This window comes from Microbispora sp. H13382, assembly GCF_014161445.1.
Classification (GTDB): Bacteria; Actinomycetota; Actinomycetes; order Streptosporangiales; family Streptosporangiaceae; genus Microbispora.
The window spans coordinates 327,449-346,053 of the sequence record NZ_JABBXA010000007.1; the positions used below are offsets into that span (position 1 = coordinate 327,449).

14 protein-coding genes are annotated in these 18,605 nt (G+C 70.9%); 4 read left to right on the forward strand and 10 right to left on the reverse strand.

Features of this window, described 5'->3' with window-relative positions:
• The first annotated feature begins 70 nt into the window (after window positions 1–70).
• The 3 genes from HHX41_RS17325 to HHX41_RS17335 all read left to right on the forward strand — a co-directional run bounded on the left by HHX41_RS17325 (window position 71) and on the right by HHX41_RS17335 (window position 3,189).
• Window positions 71–1,108 (forward strand): NAD-dependent epimerase/dehydratase family protein, encoded by a 1,038-nt coding sequence (locus tag HHX41_RS17325; RefSeq protein WP_220504126.1) that lies wholly within the window; start codon window positions 71–73, stop codon window positions 1,106–1,108.
• A gap of 17 nt (window positions 1,109–1,125) precedes the next feature.
• Window positions 1,126–2,106: an aldo/keto reductase gene (locus HHX41_RS17330; RefSeq protein ID WP_182906761.1), complete on the forward strand. Its 981-nt coding sequence runs from the start codon at window positions 1,126–1,128 to the stop codon at window positions 2,104–2,106.
• 93 nt (window positions 2,107–2,199) lie between these two features.
• Window positions 2,200–3,189 (forward strand): metallophosphoesterase, encoded by a 990-nt coding sequence (locus tag HHX41_RS17335; protein ID WP_182906762.1) that lies wholly within the window; start codon window positions 2,200–2,202, stop codon window positions 3,187–3,189.
• 89 nt (window positions 3,190–3,278) lie between these two features.
• Here the strand turns inward: HHX41_RS17335 and HHX41_RS17340 are convergent, their stop codons facing one another.
• The 8 genes from HHX41_RS17340 to HHX41_RS17375 all read right to left on the reverse strand — a co-directional run bounded on the left by HHX41_RS17340 (window position 3,279) and on the right by HHX41_RS17375 (window position 15,239).
• Window positions 3,279–6,770, reverse strand: coding sequence for an ATP-binding protein (locus tag HHX41_RS17340; protein ID WP_182906763.1), 3,492 nt, complete (start codon window positions 6,768–6,770; stop codon window positions 3,279–3,281).
• Window positions 6,767–7,957, reverse strand: coding sequence for a hypothetical protein (locus HHX41_RS17345; RefSeq protein ID WP_182906764.1), 1,191 nt, complete (start codon window positions 7,955–7,957; stop codon window positions 6,767–6,769). Before HHX41_RS17345 ends, HHX41_RS17340 begins: the two co-directional genes overlap by 4 nt.
• Window positions 7,954–9,651 carry a dynamin family protein gene (locus HHX41_RS17350; RefSeq protein ID WP_182906765.1) on the reverse strand — a complete coding sequence of 566 codons (1,698 nt, stop codon included), beginning with the start codon at window positions 9,649–9,651 and terminating at the stop codon, window positions 7,954–7,956. The genes HHX41_RS17345 and HHX41_RS17350 overlap by 4 nt, the downstream gene beginning before the upstream one ends.
• Before the next feature lie 8 nt (window positions 9,652–9,659).
• Entirely contained in the window at window positions 9,660–11,669 is a 2,010-nt protein-coding gene (locus tag HHX41_RS17355) for a dynamin family protein (RefSeq protein WP_182906766.1), read from the reverse strand.
• 38 nt (window positions 11,670–11,707) lie between these two features.
• Window positions 11,708–13,237, reverse strand: a complete 1,530-nt coding sequence (locus tag HHX41_RS17360) for a hypothetical protein (protein ID WP_182906767.1) — start codon at window positions 13,235–13,237, stop codon at window positions 11,708–11,710.
• The gene (locus HHX41_RS17365; protein WP_182906768.1) at window positions 13,230–13,763 is read right to left on the reverse strand and encodes a hypothetical protein; all 534 of its coding nucleotides are present in this window, start codon (window positions 13,761–13,763) and stop codon (window positions 13,230–13,232) included. Before HHX41_RS17365 ends, HHX41_RS17360 begins: the two co-directional genes overlap by 8 nt.
• Window positions 13,764–13,781: 18 nt before the next feature.
• Window positions 13,782–14,471, reverse strand: coding sequence for a C39 family peptidase (locus HHX41_RS17370; protein WP_182906769.1), 690 nt, complete (start codon window positions 14,469–14,471; stop codon window positions 13,782–13,784).
• A 69-nt stretch (window positions 14,472–14,540) separates the two neighbouring features.
• Entirely contained in the window at window positions 14,541–15,239 is a 699-nt protein-coding gene (locus HHX41_RS17375) for an RNA polymerase sigma factor (RefSeq protein WP_182906770.1), read from the reverse strand.
• A gap of 115 nt (window positions 15,240–15,354) precedes the next feature.
• Here HHX41_RS17375 and HHX41_RS17380 point away from each other — a divergent pair, with 115 nt between their 5' ends.
• A complete protein-coding gene (locus tag HHX41_RS17380; RefSeq protein WP_182906771.1) occupies window positions 15,355–16,575 on the forward strand; it encodes a LuxR C-terminal-related transcriptional regulator in 1,221 nt (406 codons plus the stop codon).
• 131 nt (window positions 16,576–16,706) lie between these two features.
• On the opposite strand, the gene HHX41_RS17385 is transcribed toward HHX41_RS17380, so the two are convergent.
• The gene (locus HHX41_RS17385; protein WP_310742033.1) at window positions 16,707–17,354 is read right to left on the reverse strand and encodes a response regulator transcription factor; all 648 of its coding nucleotides are present in this window, start codon (window positions 17,352–17,354) and stop codon (window positions 16,707–16,709) included.
• Window positions 17,329–18,507: a histidine kinase gene (locus HHX41_RS41820; RefSeq protein WP_182906773.1), complete on the reverse strand. Its 1,179-nt coding sequence runs from the start codon at window positions 18,505–18,507 to the stop codon at window positions 17,329–17,331. Before HHX41_RS41820 ends, HHX41_RS17385 begins: the two co-directional genes overlap by 26 nt.
• Between the last annotated feature and the right edge of the window lie 98 nt (window positions 18,508–18,605).

The following is an 18,605-nucleotide window of genomic DNA, read 5'->3' on the forward strand; positions in this document are numbered from 1 at the left end:
TGGGCGGCCGACAGTCCGCGCGGGCCGGGCACCGCACGGCTCGTCCGCGATCCCACCATTCGGAGTCCGTGTGAAGGTCCTCTACATCGGCGGCACCGGGACGATCAGCTCGGCCTGCGTGGCCGAGTCGGCACGCCGGGGTCTCGACGTCCACGTGCTCAACCGGGGCCACACCGCCCGGCGCCGTCCGCTGCCCGACGGGGTCACGACGCTCACCGCCGACGTACGGGACCGTGACGCGCTCCGCCGGGCCCTGGCCGGGAGCGCGTACGACTGCGTCGTCGACTTCCTCGGCTACACGGCTGAGGACGCGGCGGCGAGGGTGGACCTGCTCGACGGCCGCACCGGCCAGTACGTCTACATCAGCAGCGCCTCCGTCTACCACAAGCCGGTGCGGCGGGCGCCGTTCACGGAGTCGACCACCCGGCGCAACCCCTATCTCGGCTACGCCAGGGACAAGATCGCGGCCGAGGACGTCCTGCGCCGCGCGTACGAGGAGCGCGACTTCCCCGTCACGATCGTGCGCCCCTCGCACACCTACGACGACGCGCATCCGCCGCTGCCCGGCGACTGGACGGCGTGGGACCGGGTCGTGCGCGGCGACGAGATCGTGGTGCCCGGCGACGGCACCAGCCTGTGGACGCTGACGCACGCGGACGACTTCGCCGTCGGCCTGGTGGGCCTCATCGGCGCCTGGCAGGCGGTCGGCGAGGACTTCCACATCACCTCAGGCGAGGCGCTCACCTGGAACGAGATCTACGAGGTCGTCGGGCGCACGGCCGGGACGCCGGCCCGGCTCCTCCACCTGCCCGCGGAGTTCCTGCCGATCGTCGCGCCGGACTGGTTCTGGTCCGATTTGATCGTCGGCGATCTCCAGCACACCGCGTTGTTCGACACGACGAAGATCAGGCGCTTCGTCCCGTCGTTCCGGCCGGTCGTCACCTGGGCGGAAGGGGCCAGGCGACTGCACGCCCGGCGGGCCGCTCATCCGGAGGAGACCCTGCCCGACGCCGCGACCGACGCGGTGCTGGCCCGGCTGGCCGAGGGACACCGGCTCGCCGCGGCCGCCGTGGCGCGGCTGGCGCCGGGCACCGCTGACGGCTCGTGACGGAAGGACGCACCCCGATGCCCCACGACGCCCGCGACGACCTGACGGTCCCGGACCCGGCGCTGCGCCGGCCGTTCGGGCGTACCGGCCTGGCGGTGACGCCGGTATGCGTCGGCACCAGTCCCCTGGCGAGCATGCCGGGACTGTACGGGTACGAGGTCGGCGAGGAACGCGCGCGGGCCACCGTGGAGGCCGTGTTCGACGGGCCCTTCAACTTCCTCGACACCTCGAACAACTACGGCGGCGGCAGCGCCGAACGGCGCATCGGCGCCGTGATCCGCCACCGCGGCGTCCCCGCCGGGTTCGTCCTCGCCACCAAGGTCGACGCGGACACCGGCACCGGCGACTTCTCCGGCGAGCGCGTGCGCCGTTCGGCCGAGGAGAGCCTGGAACGGCTCGGCGTCGGCCACGTGCCGCTGCTGTACCTGCACGATCCCGAGTTCCACATCACGTTCGAGGAGGCCATGGCCCCCGGCGGGGCGGTGGAGGCGCTGGTCGCGCTGCGGGACGCCGGCGTCGCCGGTCACATCGGCATCGCGGGCGGCCCGGTCGGCCTGTTGCGCAGGTACGTCGCGACCGGCGTGTTCGACGCCGTGATCAGCCACAACCGCTGGACCCTGGTGAACCGCGAGGCCGGCCCCCTGCTCGACGAGGCCCGCGATCGCGGCGTCGCCTTCGTCAACGGCGCGCCGTACGGCGGCGGGATGCTGGTCAAGGGACCCGACGCCCAGCCCCGCTACGCCTACCGGGACACCGGCGAGCCGGTCCGGAACGCGGTCCGCGCCATGCGACGGGTCTGCGACGCACACGGTGTGCCCCTCGCGGCCGCCGCGCTGCAGTTCTCGCTGCGCGACCCCAGAATCGCGTCCACCATCGTCGGCGTCTCGGAACCCGAGCGGCTCGAGGAGACGCTGCGCCTCGCCGCCACCCCGATCCCACCCGATCTGTGGGACGAGCTCGACCGGCACCTGCCCTCTCCCGCCGCCTGGCTGGACTGATCGTCCGCCCGGCTTCCCGGTTGTCGGTCAGGGTTCCGCGAGGAGTCGGCCTGCCGTCATCGCACCGTGGTCCGGGTCCGCGAAGACTGTGCCATGCGCAAAACCCTCCTCGCGGCGTCCGCTCTCGCCGCGTCGCTCGCCGCCGTGATCGCGCCCCCCGCACTGATCACCCCCGCACTGGCCACCCCCGCACCGGCGCGCTCCGGCAAGGGGCCGGCGGTGACCTTCGCCCTCATCGGCGACACGCCGTACGGCGACGACCAGCGGGCCCGGTTCCCCGCCCTGGTCGACGCGATCAACTCCGACACAGACGTGCGCTTCGTGCTGCACGCGGGCGACGTGAAGAACGGCTCGAGCACCTGTGACGACGCCCGGTTCGCCGACCTCGCCGGGCTGTTCGGCACCTTCGCCGACCCCTTCGTGCTGACGCCGGGCGACAACGAGTGGACCGACTGCCACCGCACCGCGGCGGGCGGCTACCTGCCCACCGAGCGCCTCGACGCGGTCCGCCGCGTGTTCTACCCGGTGGCCGGCCGCACGCTCGGCCGTCACCCCATGCCGGTGCTGTCGCAGGCCGCGGACCGGCGCCACCGCGACTACCGGGAGAACGTGCTGTTCACCAAGGGACGCGTCGTGTTCTCCACCGTCCACGTCGTGGGCAGCGAGAACGACCTGCAGCCCTGGTCCGATCTGCCCGGCGGGGACCGTCCCGAGCTGCGGACGGCGGAGTTCGAGGCACGCAGGAGCGCGGCGCTGGACTGGATCGACACGACGTTCGACCGGGCACGCCGCACCCACGCGCCCGGCGTCCTGCTCATGATGCAGGCCGAGCCCGTGCAGAGCCCCGGCTTCGCCGACATCCGCGCCCGCCTCGTCGCCCAGGCCCGCGCGTACGGCAAGCCGGTGCTGCTCGTGCACGGCGACGAGCACGTCTACGAGGTCGAACCCGGGTACGCCGGGGTGCCGAACCTGACCAGGTTGGAGACCTTCGGCTCCACCGCGAGCCAGTGGCTGCGGGTCACGGCCGACCCCAGGACGCCATCCGTCTTCTCCTGGCAGCCCCAGACGGTGCCCGGGGCCTGACCTCCGCCCTCCCCGGGCGCCGGCTCCTGCCCGGCGCCCCGAACCTGGAGAACGGTCGCGTCCGGTGGGCGGTCCGGACGCGGCGCCGCTCATCTCGGCTCGGGTACCTGGGTCCTAGCCGGACCCGGCTCCTCCCGCAGCAATGCGGTGAGGACGTCGGCGGCGTCAGCATCTCTGCAGGCGGTCGTGACCAGGCAGTAGAGCAGGTCACGGGCCTGGCCGGGAGACTCGGCCCCGACCAGTCTGGCCAGGCCCCGCAGCCGGGTGCCGACCGGAGTGGGCGTGGTGGCCTGGGCCAGGACGGCGGGCCCGAGGGCGGGCAGGAGCGGCGCGGCGAGTGGAAGCGCCTTGCAACGGGCGGGGCAGGCGGCGCACCCGGGCAGTTCGCTGGGCGGGTCGCTACGCAGCAGCGTGTCGAGCTCCCTCCCTACCTGCTCAATGCTCTCTGCGGCCGCGCCCTCGAAATCCTCGGCGTCGCACAATACGGCACACAACCGCCCTATCCAGCGGGCCGCGCGCTCGCGGCGAATCCGCTCGGCGGGCCGAGGGCCCCCAGCGCCCACCGCCGTGTCGCGGGCCGCGACGAGCTCGCCAAACCAGCGGTGGGCGTCCTGGGTGGCGGCGCAGTACATGAGCCCCGACCTGGCCGTCGCGGTCGAGGACTCCCACCGGTCCGCCCTGGAACGCCAGATCGTCCTCCATCGGCTCCACGCCTGCCACGCGGTGTCCGCCCGGCCGTCGATCAGTTCCGTGAGAAAGGGCGCGAGATCGGGGGTCCCGATCCGCTCCGCTCCGTCGATGAAGTCGCAAGGGCTCGCACAGTAGTGGCACCCCGCGTTGCGGTGCAGGTAGGACAGGTCGTTGCTTGGGGCGCCGGTCACGGTGTCCCGCCGGTCGCCCGTCGCGTCGTGCTCGAGAGGGTGCATGCCGACCAGCACCGGCGCGGCCAGACGCGCGTCGTGCACGATGGCCTGGCCGGGCGGGAGGGTAGCCAGGTGGCGGCTCTGCGCCTCGGTGAGGTTGACCGCCACCGACACCGCGGCACGATCGTCCGACGCGACGAGGCGGTGCAGGATCTTGATGTTGGAGTTCTTCAAGGTCTCCGGCGCGAGCTTGGTCGGGATCTGATCGGCGATCAGGAACCCCTCACCGTACGCGCGCATCTCGGCGAGCATGTCCGTGAACATGGTGACCGCCTTCGCCTGCGCGTCCGCACCCTCCAGTCCTGCGGAGGACCGTACGGCGCGAAGCAACCGGTGCGACTCCTCGATGAGAGTGAGATGGCGCAGGCGCTCCTGGGTCGGCCCGAAGGCGCGGGCCTCGGCGTACTCGTAGAGGAAGCACAGCAGCAGCGCCATGACGAAGGACTTCTCCTCGTCATCACCGAGGTTGCGCAGCTCGATCACACAGGGCTGGGTGAAGAGCTCGTCCACCGGCACCGAGCGCCTGGTGTCCAGCGCCATCCCCTTGCTGCCAACCATCAGGCTCTTCAGCCGGGCGCGTAGCGCCGCGCCCATGTTCTGGTGCACCTCTCTGCCATACCGCTTGCGGTCGAGCACCTCGTCGATCTTGCTGTAGAGGTCGCTCAGGGTAGGTGTGAGCGCGCTGAGGTCCTCGGCGGACGGGGCCGGGCCCAGGGCGTCGTTGGCCGAGGAGAAGAGGTTCCACCCTCGCTCGGTGTATACCTCCAGCATCGCCTCCTCCAGCACGTACGGCATACCGGCGTACATGGGGAACGCCGCGTTGAAAACCGCCTTCAGCAGGTCGATGTGACGGACGAGTGACACCCCCGCGACGGGCTCGAAGGGATTCAGGCGGAGCGGCAGCGGGGCGTCCGACCCGATCGAGTAGACGCGGAGCCGGCCACGCAGCGCCGGATGACCGGCCAGTGCCCGGTACTCGGCCTTCACCGGTTCGATCACGAGGAACGGCACGCCGAGGCCGGCGTACGCCTCGGCGAGCAGATTCTTGGCCGTGGTGGTCTTGCCGTATCCGGTCATGCCGCAGATTAGGACGTGCCTGTTGAGCGCCTCGGCGGTCAGGGTCATGGGGTCCAGTCGACGCCCGAGCGGATCGAGCAGGAGGCCGAGCTCGACTGACCGCTCACAGGGTGGCGGGGTGGCGAGCGAGAACTGCCCTATCTCCCGCATCGGCAGCCCCGGGATGTCGTTGCGGGGTAAGTTCACGAGGACGGCCAGTTCGCCGGAGGTGACGCAGGTCGCGAGCGTGTCGAAGGCACCTCCGAGCGGGTGCCCCTGTTCTCCGGCGGCGGGGCGCAGCGTCAGAGTCTGCCCCCTCGTCATGGCCGAGCGGATCAGCCATGGCTCCGGGCGTACGACACGGAGCGGTTCCAGCGAGGTGCTCTCTCCGCTGCAGACGGCCCGCAGAGCGCCGGCCACCGCGTCCAGCGTCGACTCCTCGTCGGCCGCCAGATAGACGGAGGTGCGCCACCAGCCGTCCGCCCTGGCGCGCTGAATTCTCTCCATGTGCCGCGTGAGAAGCTGCTCGCACGCCTCGGCGGAGGCGTCGAGCCGTTCCACGGTGAGAGATGTGCCGCTGCTGTCGGAGTGACTCACCGTGCTGCTGGAACGGCTCTGGAACTGCTGCCCGAGGATGCCCGTGGCGCCCGCGAGCATCAGCGCCGGTTGCGCGAAGCCGGCCGCCGCGCCGGTCAGCAGCCCGGCGAGCCCGCAGAAGGCGGCCAGGCCGTACAGGGAGGCCATCGCCACGGCCGCGCGGTTGTCGCCCTTTTCCGTGGTGGCAGTGGAGACGGAGTCGCTCTCGCCGCGGGTCTCGCCCACGGTCTGGCGGACAAAGGAGTGCACGTCGCTCTTGAGCCTGCGGCACAGGTCCAGCGTCTCATCGGTGTGCCGGGGGCTGATCGGCTCCGCCACCACGACGATGGCGTAGCGCCGGTCACCCACAGCGTTGACGAGCCGGTCGATGCCCTGGAAGGCGGCCGAGCCGACGCGGGCGGAGGGGATTCCAGTGATCATCGCGACGGCGGGCGCCGACTCCAGGAATGCCGACAGCTCCGGGGTGCCCGTTCCGTCGAGCGGCGAGGCCGCACCGAGCTCCAGGCCTGGAAGGTGCGCCCGCATGACACTCGCCTGGGCCGCGAGATAGTCCTCGGTGGAGCCGCGTGACCGCCCGGCGAGGCGGCGTCCGCCGAGATAGATGTGTTGCCGCGGGCCCTCGCTGTGCACGGCGGTGATCACGGAGTGCCCGTGCCAGTGGGCCGCGGCGAGCGCATGGGCCATGCCGTTGAGCGTCTCCTCCCGGGGACGGCCGAGGCCTGTCACCTTCGCCAGTAGCGGACGCAGGGTGTCGTCCGGCGCGCTGATCCGCCAGTAGCCCGGCTGGAAGTCGTCGAGATAACGGCGTTCAAGCAGCGAGACGAGCAGTTGCGGCATCGCTGTGCCGAGGGCGATCGTGTCGATCGCGGCGCTGCCGGGAACACCCCCCGGCGATATCCCCATCGGGCTTCCCGGCGCACCCGCCCCCGGCCCGTCGGCGGAGAACCGGGCCACCGAACCGCCCGGCACGTCGCCCGTCAGGGCGATCTCCCTGCCGTCCGTCATCGGTCTTCCCTTCTTCTCAGCCACGGGGGCAGCTCGGATGCGTCCACGGCGGGCGCCGCCGCCCCGGCCTCATCGCCCTGCGCGCCGGTTTCGCCGGGCTCGTGCTCGACAAGCGAGCGAGGCGAGGCTGGCCGGAAAGTCGGCGCCTCGGCGAGCTGCGTCCGCAGCTCGGGAAAGTGCACAGCACCGGCGGCGAGGTCGCGTTCCGGCTCGTTGCTCTGCCAGATCTGGCCGAACTGCCGCAGAGCATCGGCGTACCAGGGCCAGACGGCGCCCACCCCGCCCAGCAGCACAAGGGCGGTCTGCCGCGGCGGAAGCCCCGCCGCGTGCACCATGCCGGACAGTTCGTCGGTGATCAGGCGGACACTCTCCCAGCTGGACAGCTCGGCGCGGCTCAGGCGCAGCGGGGTATAAAGCCGGGCGGCGTGCGGCCCGGTCCACTCCAGCGGCCGGATCGCGTCCCGGCCACGCAGCCGCGCGCCGAACTCCAGCACCCCGTCCGCCATGACCAGCGGAGAGACCCGCTCACCCGCGCACCGCTCGGTGACTCTGCGCACCAACTCCGCGCACCAGGCGCCCGAACCGTGGGCGGCGTGGACGGGCACCGTGGACAGCCGGGAGATCCGCGGTCCTCCGCCACCGGCGTCCTCGCCGCGGGTCACCCGGTAAACGGCGACCGCCGTCCAGGTCTCCCCGCAGGCGACGGCGACGACGTGACCCGCGTACGGCAGCGCCGAGGGCTCCGCCAGCCACCGGCACACAAGCGCCTCGGCCGGGTCGACGATGGTCGCTCCCGGCATTCCCGCGGCGGCGAATCGCGCGCGTACGGCGTCGGCCGACACGGCACCGCCGGGAGGGGCCGAATCCCTCCCGGCCGGCGGCAGCACCACGCTGACCTGGTATCCCTGCTCGAGGTCGGGTGGCACCCGGCCGAGATAGCTCCACAGCCGGTCGCGGAGCCCGCGCAGAAATCCGTCCGACCACGGATCGACCGGCCATCCGTCCGGCTGTGCCTCCGCCGCCACGCTTCCCCACATGCCCGGCGCGCATGCGTTGGGAACCAGGTGGCGGCACCCGTCTCCAACCGAGGTCAGCCGGGTCTCCACGATCCCGTCGGCGCGGCCGGTCTCCCCGAGCACCACACAGGTCCGGCTGCGCTGCGCGTCCACACCGATGACACCGATCACGTCTTGTGAGCCCCTCCCGCTCTCTCGAGACAGTCGTCCGCAACGTTCCGCAAGTGATCCCTGAGTGCCTCGATGGCGATCACCGCCTGCTGGTCCGGGACGTGGGGCTCGTCGCCGACCGGCAGGCAATCGCGCAGAGCGAGCCGTACCACCGCGCTCTGCCGCCCCGCCAGCTCCGCGGCCGCCGCCGCACCCGCGGACAACGCGCTTGCCTGCGCCTCGGCCAGGTCTTTGGTCTCGGTACGGCCGCTGAACTCCCGGCCGAAATCGACGGCCCGGTCACGCAGTCCACGTAGCAGGGACAGTTGGGTCGGCGGCGCCTTGTCGATGGCACGGTCGACCGCCGCGGCGAACCTTCCGTGGCCGAGCGCGTTCATGGGGACCGGCACGATGAGATCAGCCGGTTGGAGCATGCGCTTCAGCGAGGACCTGGCCTGCTTCGGCAGCCGGTTGTGGCCGCAGTCCTCCGCGCAGCGGTCGATCGCGTCCTTCAATCCCCGGTCGAGGTCGTCGGCGACCGCACGGAACCGCCGGGCCAGTGACAGGCCGTAGCTGTTGTCCCGCCGCAGTGGACCGCGCGCCATCTCGGCGGCGACGGCCGGGCCGCAGGCCTGCGCCGCGGTCCCGGCGTTCCGAAAAGCCGCCCCCACGGCCCGACGCACCTCTTTCCGGAACCGCTCCACCCGGCCCGTCCGTTCCTTACGGAATCGGGCCAGCTCCATAGTCGCCCGGTCGATCTGCTCGTTCTCGCGCCGGGCCAGTTCGTCGAGCATCCGCGCGGTCTCCGCGAGCCGGTGCGAGGTCCGCTCGAGGCGGGCCGCCCGCACGCGGGCGTCCCTCGGCCCGGCCAGTTCCTTCATCAGCCGCCGCACCTCGGGGAGACCGAAGTCCCCCGGGTCGCCGGCGGCGGCCCGGGCGGAGACGAACACGACCTCGGGCGACGTCTCGCCGAAGGACGAGGCGATGCGGTCACGGAAGTAGCCGGCGCGGTCCGTCAGGAAACGCGTCCAGGCCTCCCGGGTGTCCCGCGTCAGGAACACGTTGACCACGAAAAGGACCCCGGCGGCACCGTGCCGTTCGACGTGGGACTGGAGGAAGGACTGCTCGGTCAGCGACATCGGCTGCCGCGAATTGACCACCCATACCAGCAGGTCCGCCTGGGCGGCCGTCCGCCTGGCACGCTCGGTCATCTCCTCGGTGTCGTTGATGCCGGGCGAGTCGATCCACGTCGCCCAGGGCGGGATGGCCCCGGAGCCGACCGTGACGAGCAGCCGGTCGACCCGCCGGACCTCCTCGCGGTAGTCGCCCGTGGCCCCGATCAGGGAGACCTCGCGGGCGATCGACTCGGTGCTGAAGTCGAGGGGGACCTTCCTGTCGGCAATGTAGGCGATGGCGCTCTCGGCGGCCCCGGGACGGATCCAGCACGGCACTCCGGTCTCCGGAAAGTCGCCGGTCGGCAGCAGCGGCCGGCCGATCAGCGTGTTGATGAGGCTCGACTTGCCGCAGCTGAAGTGGCCGCCGAAGACCACCCACACGGTCTTCTCGGCGAGGGACGCGTCGGCGTGGGCGACCACGGTGCTGACGCGGTCGCGTAACTCGGTGCCGCAGTGCCGGGCGAGCTCACCGAGCAGGGGCTCGGCCCTCTTGGTGAACTCGCCGCGGCCGGTGGGGCGTGCGTCGGACCTGGTTGGCACGGCCCGCCTCAGACCTGCTGCGCGATCGTGAGCGCCCGCTGGAGCTCTAGGCGGTGCGCCGCCACCGCGGCCGCCGCCTCCGTCAGGGAGGCCAGGATACGGTCCCGGTCCGCCTGGTCACGCTGGTTGAGCTCGACGGCTTGCCGGATATTGCGTTCCTCCTCCGCGATCATCTTGTTGATCTCCGCGGTGACCGCCTTCTCGATGGCCCTGAACTTTCGCGCCAGCTCGCGTTCGATCTGTGCGATCTTCTCCTCCGGCATCTTGCTGAGCTGCTCGTCGGCCGCCTCCGAGGCCTTCTTCCTGGCACGTCTTCCCAGACCCATGTTGCCGCCGACGATTCCTGTCACGGCCGCGGCGACGAGGGCGACCGGGATGACGACAGGAGCCGCGGTGATGCCCAACACGCCCAGCACGAAGCCCGCGCCAACCGCGCCCACCGCGCCACCGAGCGCGCCGCGCCAGCCGCCCGCGCCGCCGCCGATGGCTCCGGCCACATTGCCGATGAGCAGCGACGCCACGATGCCGACAACGCGGTCTGTGGTGCCGACGATGGCGCTCTCCCCCGGCTTCACCTCCCAGCCGCTCAGCTCGAGATGGATCTCGTCGAACTCCCGCCCGATCGCGGCGATCTCCTTCTCCAGGTCCTCGCCGAGCGACTCGAGCACGGACCGCAGTCGATCGGCCGACTCCTTCTGCCCCCATTCCGCGATGCGTTCCGAGACGAAGCGGCTGGCGAGATCGGCGGCTTCGGCAGCCAGCTTCTTCTGCTGGAAGACTCGACGGACGTCACGCTCCGACGGCAACTCGTTGTCCGCCATGTGTTGCCGCAGGTCCACGCGGATCTTGGCGATCTCGGCGATGAAGCTGGCGCTGAGCTCTGCCTGCGCCTGGGCCTGGTACTGCTCGAAGATCACCGGGATTTTCTGCGGGCGGGCGCGGATGGCCGTCAGGCTGGGCAAGATCGCGGCGTACGCCTCCCGGAGGCGTGCCTGGTCGGCCTGGGCCGCCGTGCGGCGCTGCTTGATCTGCTGCTCAATCGACGTCGCCAGGTCCGTGGCCTGCTTGGCGTACTTCTTCAGGTGCACGTGCAGCCGCTCCCGCCTGAGGAAATCACCCAACCGGCGCTCGAACAGCGCCAGGCCCGACTCCTCCACGCCCCCCTCGTCACCGGTGTAGCGGGCTTCTCTGGCTTTCTCGGCGTCGACGAAGTAGATGTCCCGGGAGGCGAGGTCCTGGCCCGCCCACTGCGGGCCGCCGAGTTGAGCGCGCACGTACCGGTTCCAGACGAAGCCGCGCAGCCGCTCGTCGACCTGCCGCCCGCCCCACAGATTGACCACGGTGAACACACGGGTCCCCTCCGCGACGGCCGCGGCGTCGGTGAGCTCCCCCTGGCCCATCAGGACGTCGCTGCGGAAGACGATGACGGCGGCGTCGCAGCGGGCCGACGCCTCCTGTGTCACCAGCGTGCGGGTGGGGTGATCGTCAAGGCCCGGTGAGTCGTAGACGACCACCCCGGCCTCACACAGCCTGGCGGGAAAGCCCATCTCGAACTCCCTGATGGGCGCGAAGCGCTCCAGGTTCTTCGTCTCGTCGATGTCGAGGGTGGACTCCCTCAGATAGCGGCTGAGCGGCCACTCCTCGGACTTCCCGTCGAAACCCCAGGCTTTGACGGTGGGCGTGTCGGCATACCTGACGCCGGTCAGGATCGCGGTCGCCGGCAGGTCGTCGACGACCATCGGGCCCTTGTGCCCTTGAAGGTCGACCGGGTGGGTGGTGCCGCCCATGAGGGCGTTCAGCAGGGTCGACTTGCCGTTCTTGAACCGGCCCATCACGATGATATTGAAGGTGTCCGACTTCAGGCCTTCCTTGGCGGTGCCGAGGTTGGCTGCGGTCTCCTTCATGCCCAGGGTGCCGGCGACCTTGACGAGACCCTCGATCGCCGTGAGCGCCGAGGTCTTGGCCTGGTCCACGCCCTGCCTCATCATGTCGGCGAGGCCGTTTGCGGGGTGCGACACGCACGGTTCCTTTCTGTGGGGGTGCGGGAGTCCGCTGCTTACAGGTGGGCGGCGTCCAGACGGCGGCGGAGCCCGGTGATGGAGCCGAGCGCGGAGGACGAGGCCGCCTCTCGCGACCCGGAGCGCGGCGCCACATCGGTGAGCCCTCGCTCCAGCGCGTCGAACTCCTCCCGAACGGCGGTCCGGACGGCGTCCGCGGCGCCGCGCATCTGCTCGTGCACCGCGTGCTGCACGGAGGCGAGGCCACGGGTGATGAGGTCCCCGGCGTAGTCGGCGGCCTCCCGCTCGGCCTGGCCGCCGAGCAGATACCGGCCGACCAGGTTTCCCCCGGTCGCTCCGAGTGCGGCCGCCACCGCTGTGCCCAGACCGCCGGTACCGATGGTCAGGGCCACGGTGACGCCGAGCACACCCCCGACAAGGGTGGTCGGCATCTCAGGCGAACGACCGCCCTGTGGCCGTCCGGAAGTGCCGGACCTGCGCACCGTCTCCATCTGGTCATGGCTCAACTGGATACGGAAGCGAACCCGGTCCACGATGACGTCGGGATAGGGGCGCCCGTCCGCACGAGGCACCCGCTCGTTGACCAGGTTCCAGTCGAGGTCCTGGAAGAGGGTCTGCGTACCCCGGTCGATCTGCTCGATTCTTCCGGCGACCGTGGCTACTACCCGGTCGCGCCAGTCTCGCACTCCGTGTTCGATGTAACGTTCCACCACAGCGGCAGGCCGCTGGGCCAGCTCCTGCCGGTGCCCCGCCAGGTACGCGGCGATGCCGCCGAGCAGGTCCTGCTCCAGCATCTGCAACGAGGCGACGATCTGACGCTCGACGGTGGCGAGGTCGGCGTCCACGCGCTTCAGCAGCCTGCCACGCAGCTCGGCTACCGCTTCGCGGACGATTCGCAGGCGGCGGCCGGTCCGGTCGCCGTCCGGCCGGTCGGCCTCGCGGTGCGCCCCCGCGTCCTGTTCCGCCAGGTCGAGTGCGTAGTTCGCCCGTACGACGCGCAGTGCGCCGAGGGCGGGCACACCGGCGGTGAGCCATGCGGTCAGACCGTCCTGGTCCCGCGCCACCCGTTCGGCCAGGAACGGCACCGGAGTGGTGGACGTGAACAGGAAGCAGTGGTCGTCGCCGCTGTCGCCGAACAGCAGCCTGGAGACGCCGCGCAGGGCGATGTCCAGGTCTTCCTCGCTGTGAATGATCTCGGCGCCCACCAGTACGACGGCGTACGTGCCGGCGGGGCGTCCCAGGACCAGCGCGGCGGCCTCGACCGCCTCGGAGGTGAGGAGCTGGCCGCACTGCAACGCGACGACGACACGGTTGGCGGCCAGAGCGGGAACGGGATCCGCGTTGAGGGACTCCAACTCCCGGATGGTCACCGTGGCGTCGGGCGGGGAGATCGCCTCGCGCAGCCGACGCGAGAGCGGACCGGCGTCGGTGCCCGCCGAGGGCAGCACGAGCAGCGCCGGGTCGGCGTCGCTGGGCAGGGCCGCCAGGTAGGCCGTGGTGGCCCGCCACTCGTGTTCCTTGGCGAGCGCCTCGATTTCGGCGAGGATGGCCCCTGTCCCGTCAGGCATGGTCGGCTCCTTCCAGCCAGGCGAACAGATCTGGGGTGAGCGCCCGATGCCAGGGCCACACCTCTCCCGGCAGCACCGCCCGGAGCTGCGCGGCGAGGTCTTCGCGCAGTTCGGCCGCCACGGCCTCACCCCGGAAGAACCCGGGAACCGCCTCGTCGAGTAGTTCGCCGAGCACCCGGGCGTCCTCCTTGAGCGCCGCGAGCGAGCGTCCCGTGGGGCTCAGCACGACCGGACCCGTGAGCGGCTCCGGCGTGTACGGCACCGCCTTCGTCAGGGCGTAAACGAGGGACCTGCGGCTCTCGGCCGAGATCGCCCACCAGCGGTCGGGTGCGTCCAGGCGCGGCGGCATCCCGCGTACCCGGGCGGCGGGGCAGATGAAGACCGCGTAGGCGGGCGTCCCCCAGCGCAGGGTCGGAAGCGGGGCGGAGACGTAGTGCTCCACGGGTACCTCCGCGGATCGCAGTGCGTGCTGGGAGAACTCCTCCTGGATGGTCGCGTAGGGAATGAATCCAACTGCTGTTGCCATGGTCATCTCTCCGCTCGGTTACCGGGGCCCGACCGGGCTCGTCACGTCGGTCACCACGCTCCTGCCGCCCGCCTGCAGCCAGGCGGCTTCCATCGTGGCGGCGTCCACGAACTTTCCGGCCTCACCGGTTCCGCTGTCGTTGACGAAGAAGCCTTCGACGGATCCGTCCGACGGATCGCGGGCCACCCCTGTCACCGTCACTGCGTGGTTCGGCCTGCCGCCCTCCCAGGAGTCCGGGTCCTGCCAGAGCTCACCGGCGTTCGCCGCGATGATGATGCCCCGGCCGTGCTCGACGTTCGCGGCCAGATCCTCCAGCGAGTGGCCGTACTCCACGTGAGCCGGCACTCCGAAGTCTCCGAGGATCCGTGCCTGACCCTCCATGGTCGTGGCACCCGAAGTATCCGGGTTGCCGGTGACCTCGCAGAGACCGTTGGTCACCGCGTGTTCGACCAGATCCCGCTCGGAAACCTCGACCCCGAAGCGGCGCAGCACGCCCTCGCATGAGCAGATGCCGCACGTGCCCTGGAACTCGGGAACCTCGCCCTGCCGGTGGGCGAGCTCGGCGAGCCCGGCGACGTCCCCGATCACCAGCGTCTCGCGCCCGTCCGGGAGCACATCCAGGTGAGCCGGGACGTCGATCCCGCTGTCGGGCGGCGACGGTGGAAGATCCCCCGGGACGTCGCCGGGGAACGGATCGAAGTCGATCATTACCTCTTCCCAGCCTCGGTGAGTTCCTTGCATCTCTGTAGACCCGGTCCGGCGGCGTTCTTTACCGGCTCAGTCCACCGTTTGGGGCACGATTCGACGGGCGACCTTCGCGCAGGCAGACCTGAGCAGGCTTTGCGCGCCCCGCGGCCGGTACGCCACCTCGTGGTTGAGCACGATGCGTGTGAAGACCTCCGACTCCGTGGCCGTCAAGTCGCGGGTGCGGTCGAATGCCTCGCGCAGCACGTGCGGTCCGCCGATCAGATCGGCGCGGTGCGTGAACAGATAGACCCGTAGTTTCGGCACGGCCCGGCAGTGGGCGGTGGCGCACGCAGCAGCGGAGGCGCCGGTACACCGGGACACCTCCTGCCAGGTCATGCGTTCGGAGCGGTCCAAACGGAGCCTGACCACCTCGCGTTCCAGGTCGCCCAGCCACCCTGCCCGCCAGGCCTCCTCGACGACGACGGCAAGCCAGGCGCCGTCCCGCACGGTTTCGGGGGCGGGCTCCGCGACCTCATCCGGGAGCGTCGCCTCCCGTGTCGCGACCCGCTGCCGGGCTGCGGCCTGCCGGGCACCCTCGCGTCCGGCGATGGTCATGACCCAAGTCATGTAGGACGAGTCACCGCGAAAAGTGGCATGACCTCGCCACGCCCTCACCGCCGTCGTCTGGTAGAGCTCCTCGGCCTCGAACTCGGACCGGGTCGCCCGCCGGCAGTAGATCATCACCTGCACCCGTACCTGCGACCAGGCTCGCTCGAAGGTGTCACCCACCCTTGTCTCCTCATTTGCGGCCGGCTCCGGGAAAAATGTTGCCTAAGCGCCTTTCTGGGGACTCATTATGCATAAGTCTAGATTTGTCCAGTTTTCGACATATGGAAGAGGTTGAATGTTGAAGGTATGCTCTCCGCGCCGCACGAAAGGGTCTACCCCAGAATTCTGGGATTGTCAGGAGCGTCAGAATATGTACAGGAAGTGGTCTCCTCATCTGCTCCTCCGGGAACTCGACGCCGGTTTTTCGCCGGGCCTCCCTCCCATCGACGTGCTCAATCACGCGGCACAGACCCTGCTGGCGGCCGTGCCCGCCGACTGCTGGTGCGCCGTGCTACTGGATCCCTCGACCTTCCTGGACACGGGCGGGGAGCACCGGCAGGGATTCCCGGCGCACCTGATGCCGAGACTGCTGGAGATCGAGCACTGCGAGCGCGACTACGACAACATCCGCGACCTTGCTCTCCGGGCCTCACCCGTCGCCGTTCTCAGCGCCTCCGCGCAGGGCCGTATGCACACGAGCAGTCGCTATCGCGACGTGCTTCTCCCTGCGGGGTACGGCGACGAACTACGCGTCCTGCTTCGCGACGAACAGCGCACCTGGGGTGTCCTGGTCCTCTGCCGCGGCACCGACGCACGCCACTTCACCACCGACGACTCGGCCGCCGCCGCCCTCGTGTCCGCGCCCACTGCGGCCGCGCTGAAGAGGTCGCTGCTGCTGACGGGGATCGACATTGAGGCCGCGCACGGCGCGCCGGGCAGCGTCATCCTCAACGCCGACTACGAGATCGTGGGGGCCTCCAAGACCGCGCGGCGATGGCTCGGACACATCGCCGAGAACCACCGCGCCTCTTCGCACGGCACGCCCTATACATTGATCACCGTCGCGGTCAAGGCCGCGACCGGCGGCGGGGCCGCGCACGCCCGCACGCGGACCACGGATGGGACTTGGCTGCACCTGGAGGCATGGCGGCACGATCACGCGGGTGAGCCTGTGACCGTCGTCTCCGTCAGGCCGGCACAGCCGGGCGACCTGGCCCCCCTGGTGCTCGCCGCCTACGGACTCACCGAGCGCGAGCGGTCTCTCGTGCAGATGGTGCTCCTCGGTCATTCGACGAGAGAAATGGCACGACGCGCATACTTGTCCGAATACACGATTCAGGAATACTTACAGAAGATCTTCAAGAAGGTCGGCGTACGCACCCGGGGCGAGCTGACTCGGGAAGTATTCTTTCGTTACTACTTTCCTCACTTGAATGAAGATTTCGTCTCCACGGATGGGCGGATGCTGGACGAGGACCTCACCGACCGCGTCGAGCCACCCCGGCGCCCGTCCTGACGGCACGCGAAATCGTCCAGGCGTCAGCTCCGCGAGGGGTGCTCAGAGGGGTGCTCAGAGCGCGGCGGCAGTCCGCCCATCGGGACACACGGACCTACGAGGCAGAACCTTCGGCGTCCGGGGAGCGGCGCTCACAGGAGACCGGCGTCGCGCACCTTCATCGCCACCTGGACCCGGTTGTCGGTGCCGAGCTTGGCGAAGATCCTGGTGACGTTCGCCTTCACGGTGGCGACGCTCATGTAGAGACGCCCGGCGATCTCCGCGTTCGACCTGCCGTGCGCCACCTCGACCGCGACCTCGAGCTCCCGCTCGGTGAGCCGGGCCAGCTCCTCCTTCGCCCGCGGGAGGGACGGCCCGGATCCGCCGGTCGCCGCGGCGATCACCTGGCGGGCGACGCTCGGCGACAGCACGGGCTCGCCCTTCGCCACGGCGCGGACCGCCTCGATCATCCGCGGCGGCGGGGTGTCCTTCAGCAGGAAGCCGTCGGCGCCGAGCCGCAGGGCCCGCAGCACCATGTCGTCGGCGTCGAACGTGGTGAGCACGAGGATCCGCGGCGGGCTCGGCTGCGCCCGCAACAGCTCGGTGGTGACCAGCCCGTCCTGGTTGGGCATCCGGATGTCCAGCAGCACCACGTCGGGGCGCAGGTCGCGGATCAGGTCCATGGCGCGCAGCCCGTCTTCGGCCTCGCCGGCGATGTCGAAGTCGGGTTCGCCGCCGAGGATGAGACGCAGCCCGGTCCGCACCATCGCGTCGTCATCCACTATCACCAGCCGGGTCACGGTCCACAGCCTCCCATGGCAATCGGACATCAAGGATGAAGCGCCCGTCCTGGATGGTATGGCTGAGGGTGCCGCCGGCCATCCTCGTCCGCTCCGCCAGGCCCACCAGGCCCAGCCTGCCGCCCGGACCGGGGGCCGAGCCGGGGCGCGCGGGGTTCGTCACCCGGATCCGCAGGTCCTCCCCCGGCCGTCCGCCGAGCTCGGCGGTGACCCGGGCGCCCGGCGCGTGCTTACGCGCGTTGGTCAGCGCCTCCTGCACGATCCGGTACGCGTGCCGGCCCGTCTGCGCGGGCAGCGACTCCCGGCCGTCGATGCTGTCGTCCACCTCGACCTGCTGCCCGGCGGCGCGGACCTCGCCGAACAACGCGTCCAGCTGGGTCAGATCGGGCTGCGGCGCCTCCACGGCCCCGTCCTCGCGGAGCGTGCGCAGCACCGCGCGCAACTCGTTGAGCGACTGGTGCGCGTTCTCCTGGATGGCCAGCGCGGCCTCCCGGGTCTGCTCGGGGCCGAGGTCCGTGCGGTACGCCAGGCCGCCGGCCAGCATGGCCAGCAGGGAGATCCGGTGCGCGAGCACGTCGTGCATCTCCTGGGCGATCTTCACCCGTTCCGCCAGCCGCGCCCGGTCGAGCCGCTGGCGCTGCTCACGCTCGGCGGCCCACGCCTGCTCCCGCAGGGACATCTCCAGGTCGCGGCGTCCCCGCAGATAGAGGCCGAACACGGTCAGCCCGCCGAGAATCGTCAGCCCCGTCACCGAGGAGACGACCGTCGCCTGGTCCACGCCGCCCCGTGCCCCGCCGGCCAGCAGGCACGCCGCGGACACGACCGCGACCGGGATGGTCCGGCTCCACCGGCGATGGGTCACCAGGGACACGTACGCGACATACGCGGGGCCGGTCGCCGTGGACGAGAACGTCGTCAGCAGGGCGGTCGCCAGCGCGATCTGCCACGGCCACCGGCGCCGCCACCCCATCAGGGCGAGCCCGATCAGGCCGAGCGTCGTGTCGATCAGCACCTGCGGGAGACGGTCGCCGTCGTGCAGGACGAGCCAGGCCAGCACCACACCGTTGAACAGCATCGGCACCGCGGCGCACAGGTAGCGCAGCGCGACGCCCCGCCTGTCCAGAGGCGGCTGGTAGTCCGGTCGGCCGTGCACAGCCCCACAGCTTAGGGACCACCGCGGACAGGTCTTAGCGACCTGGGTCGACCTGTGGACAGCCGCAGGTATCGCCCGCGGGCGGAAGGTACGGCCCC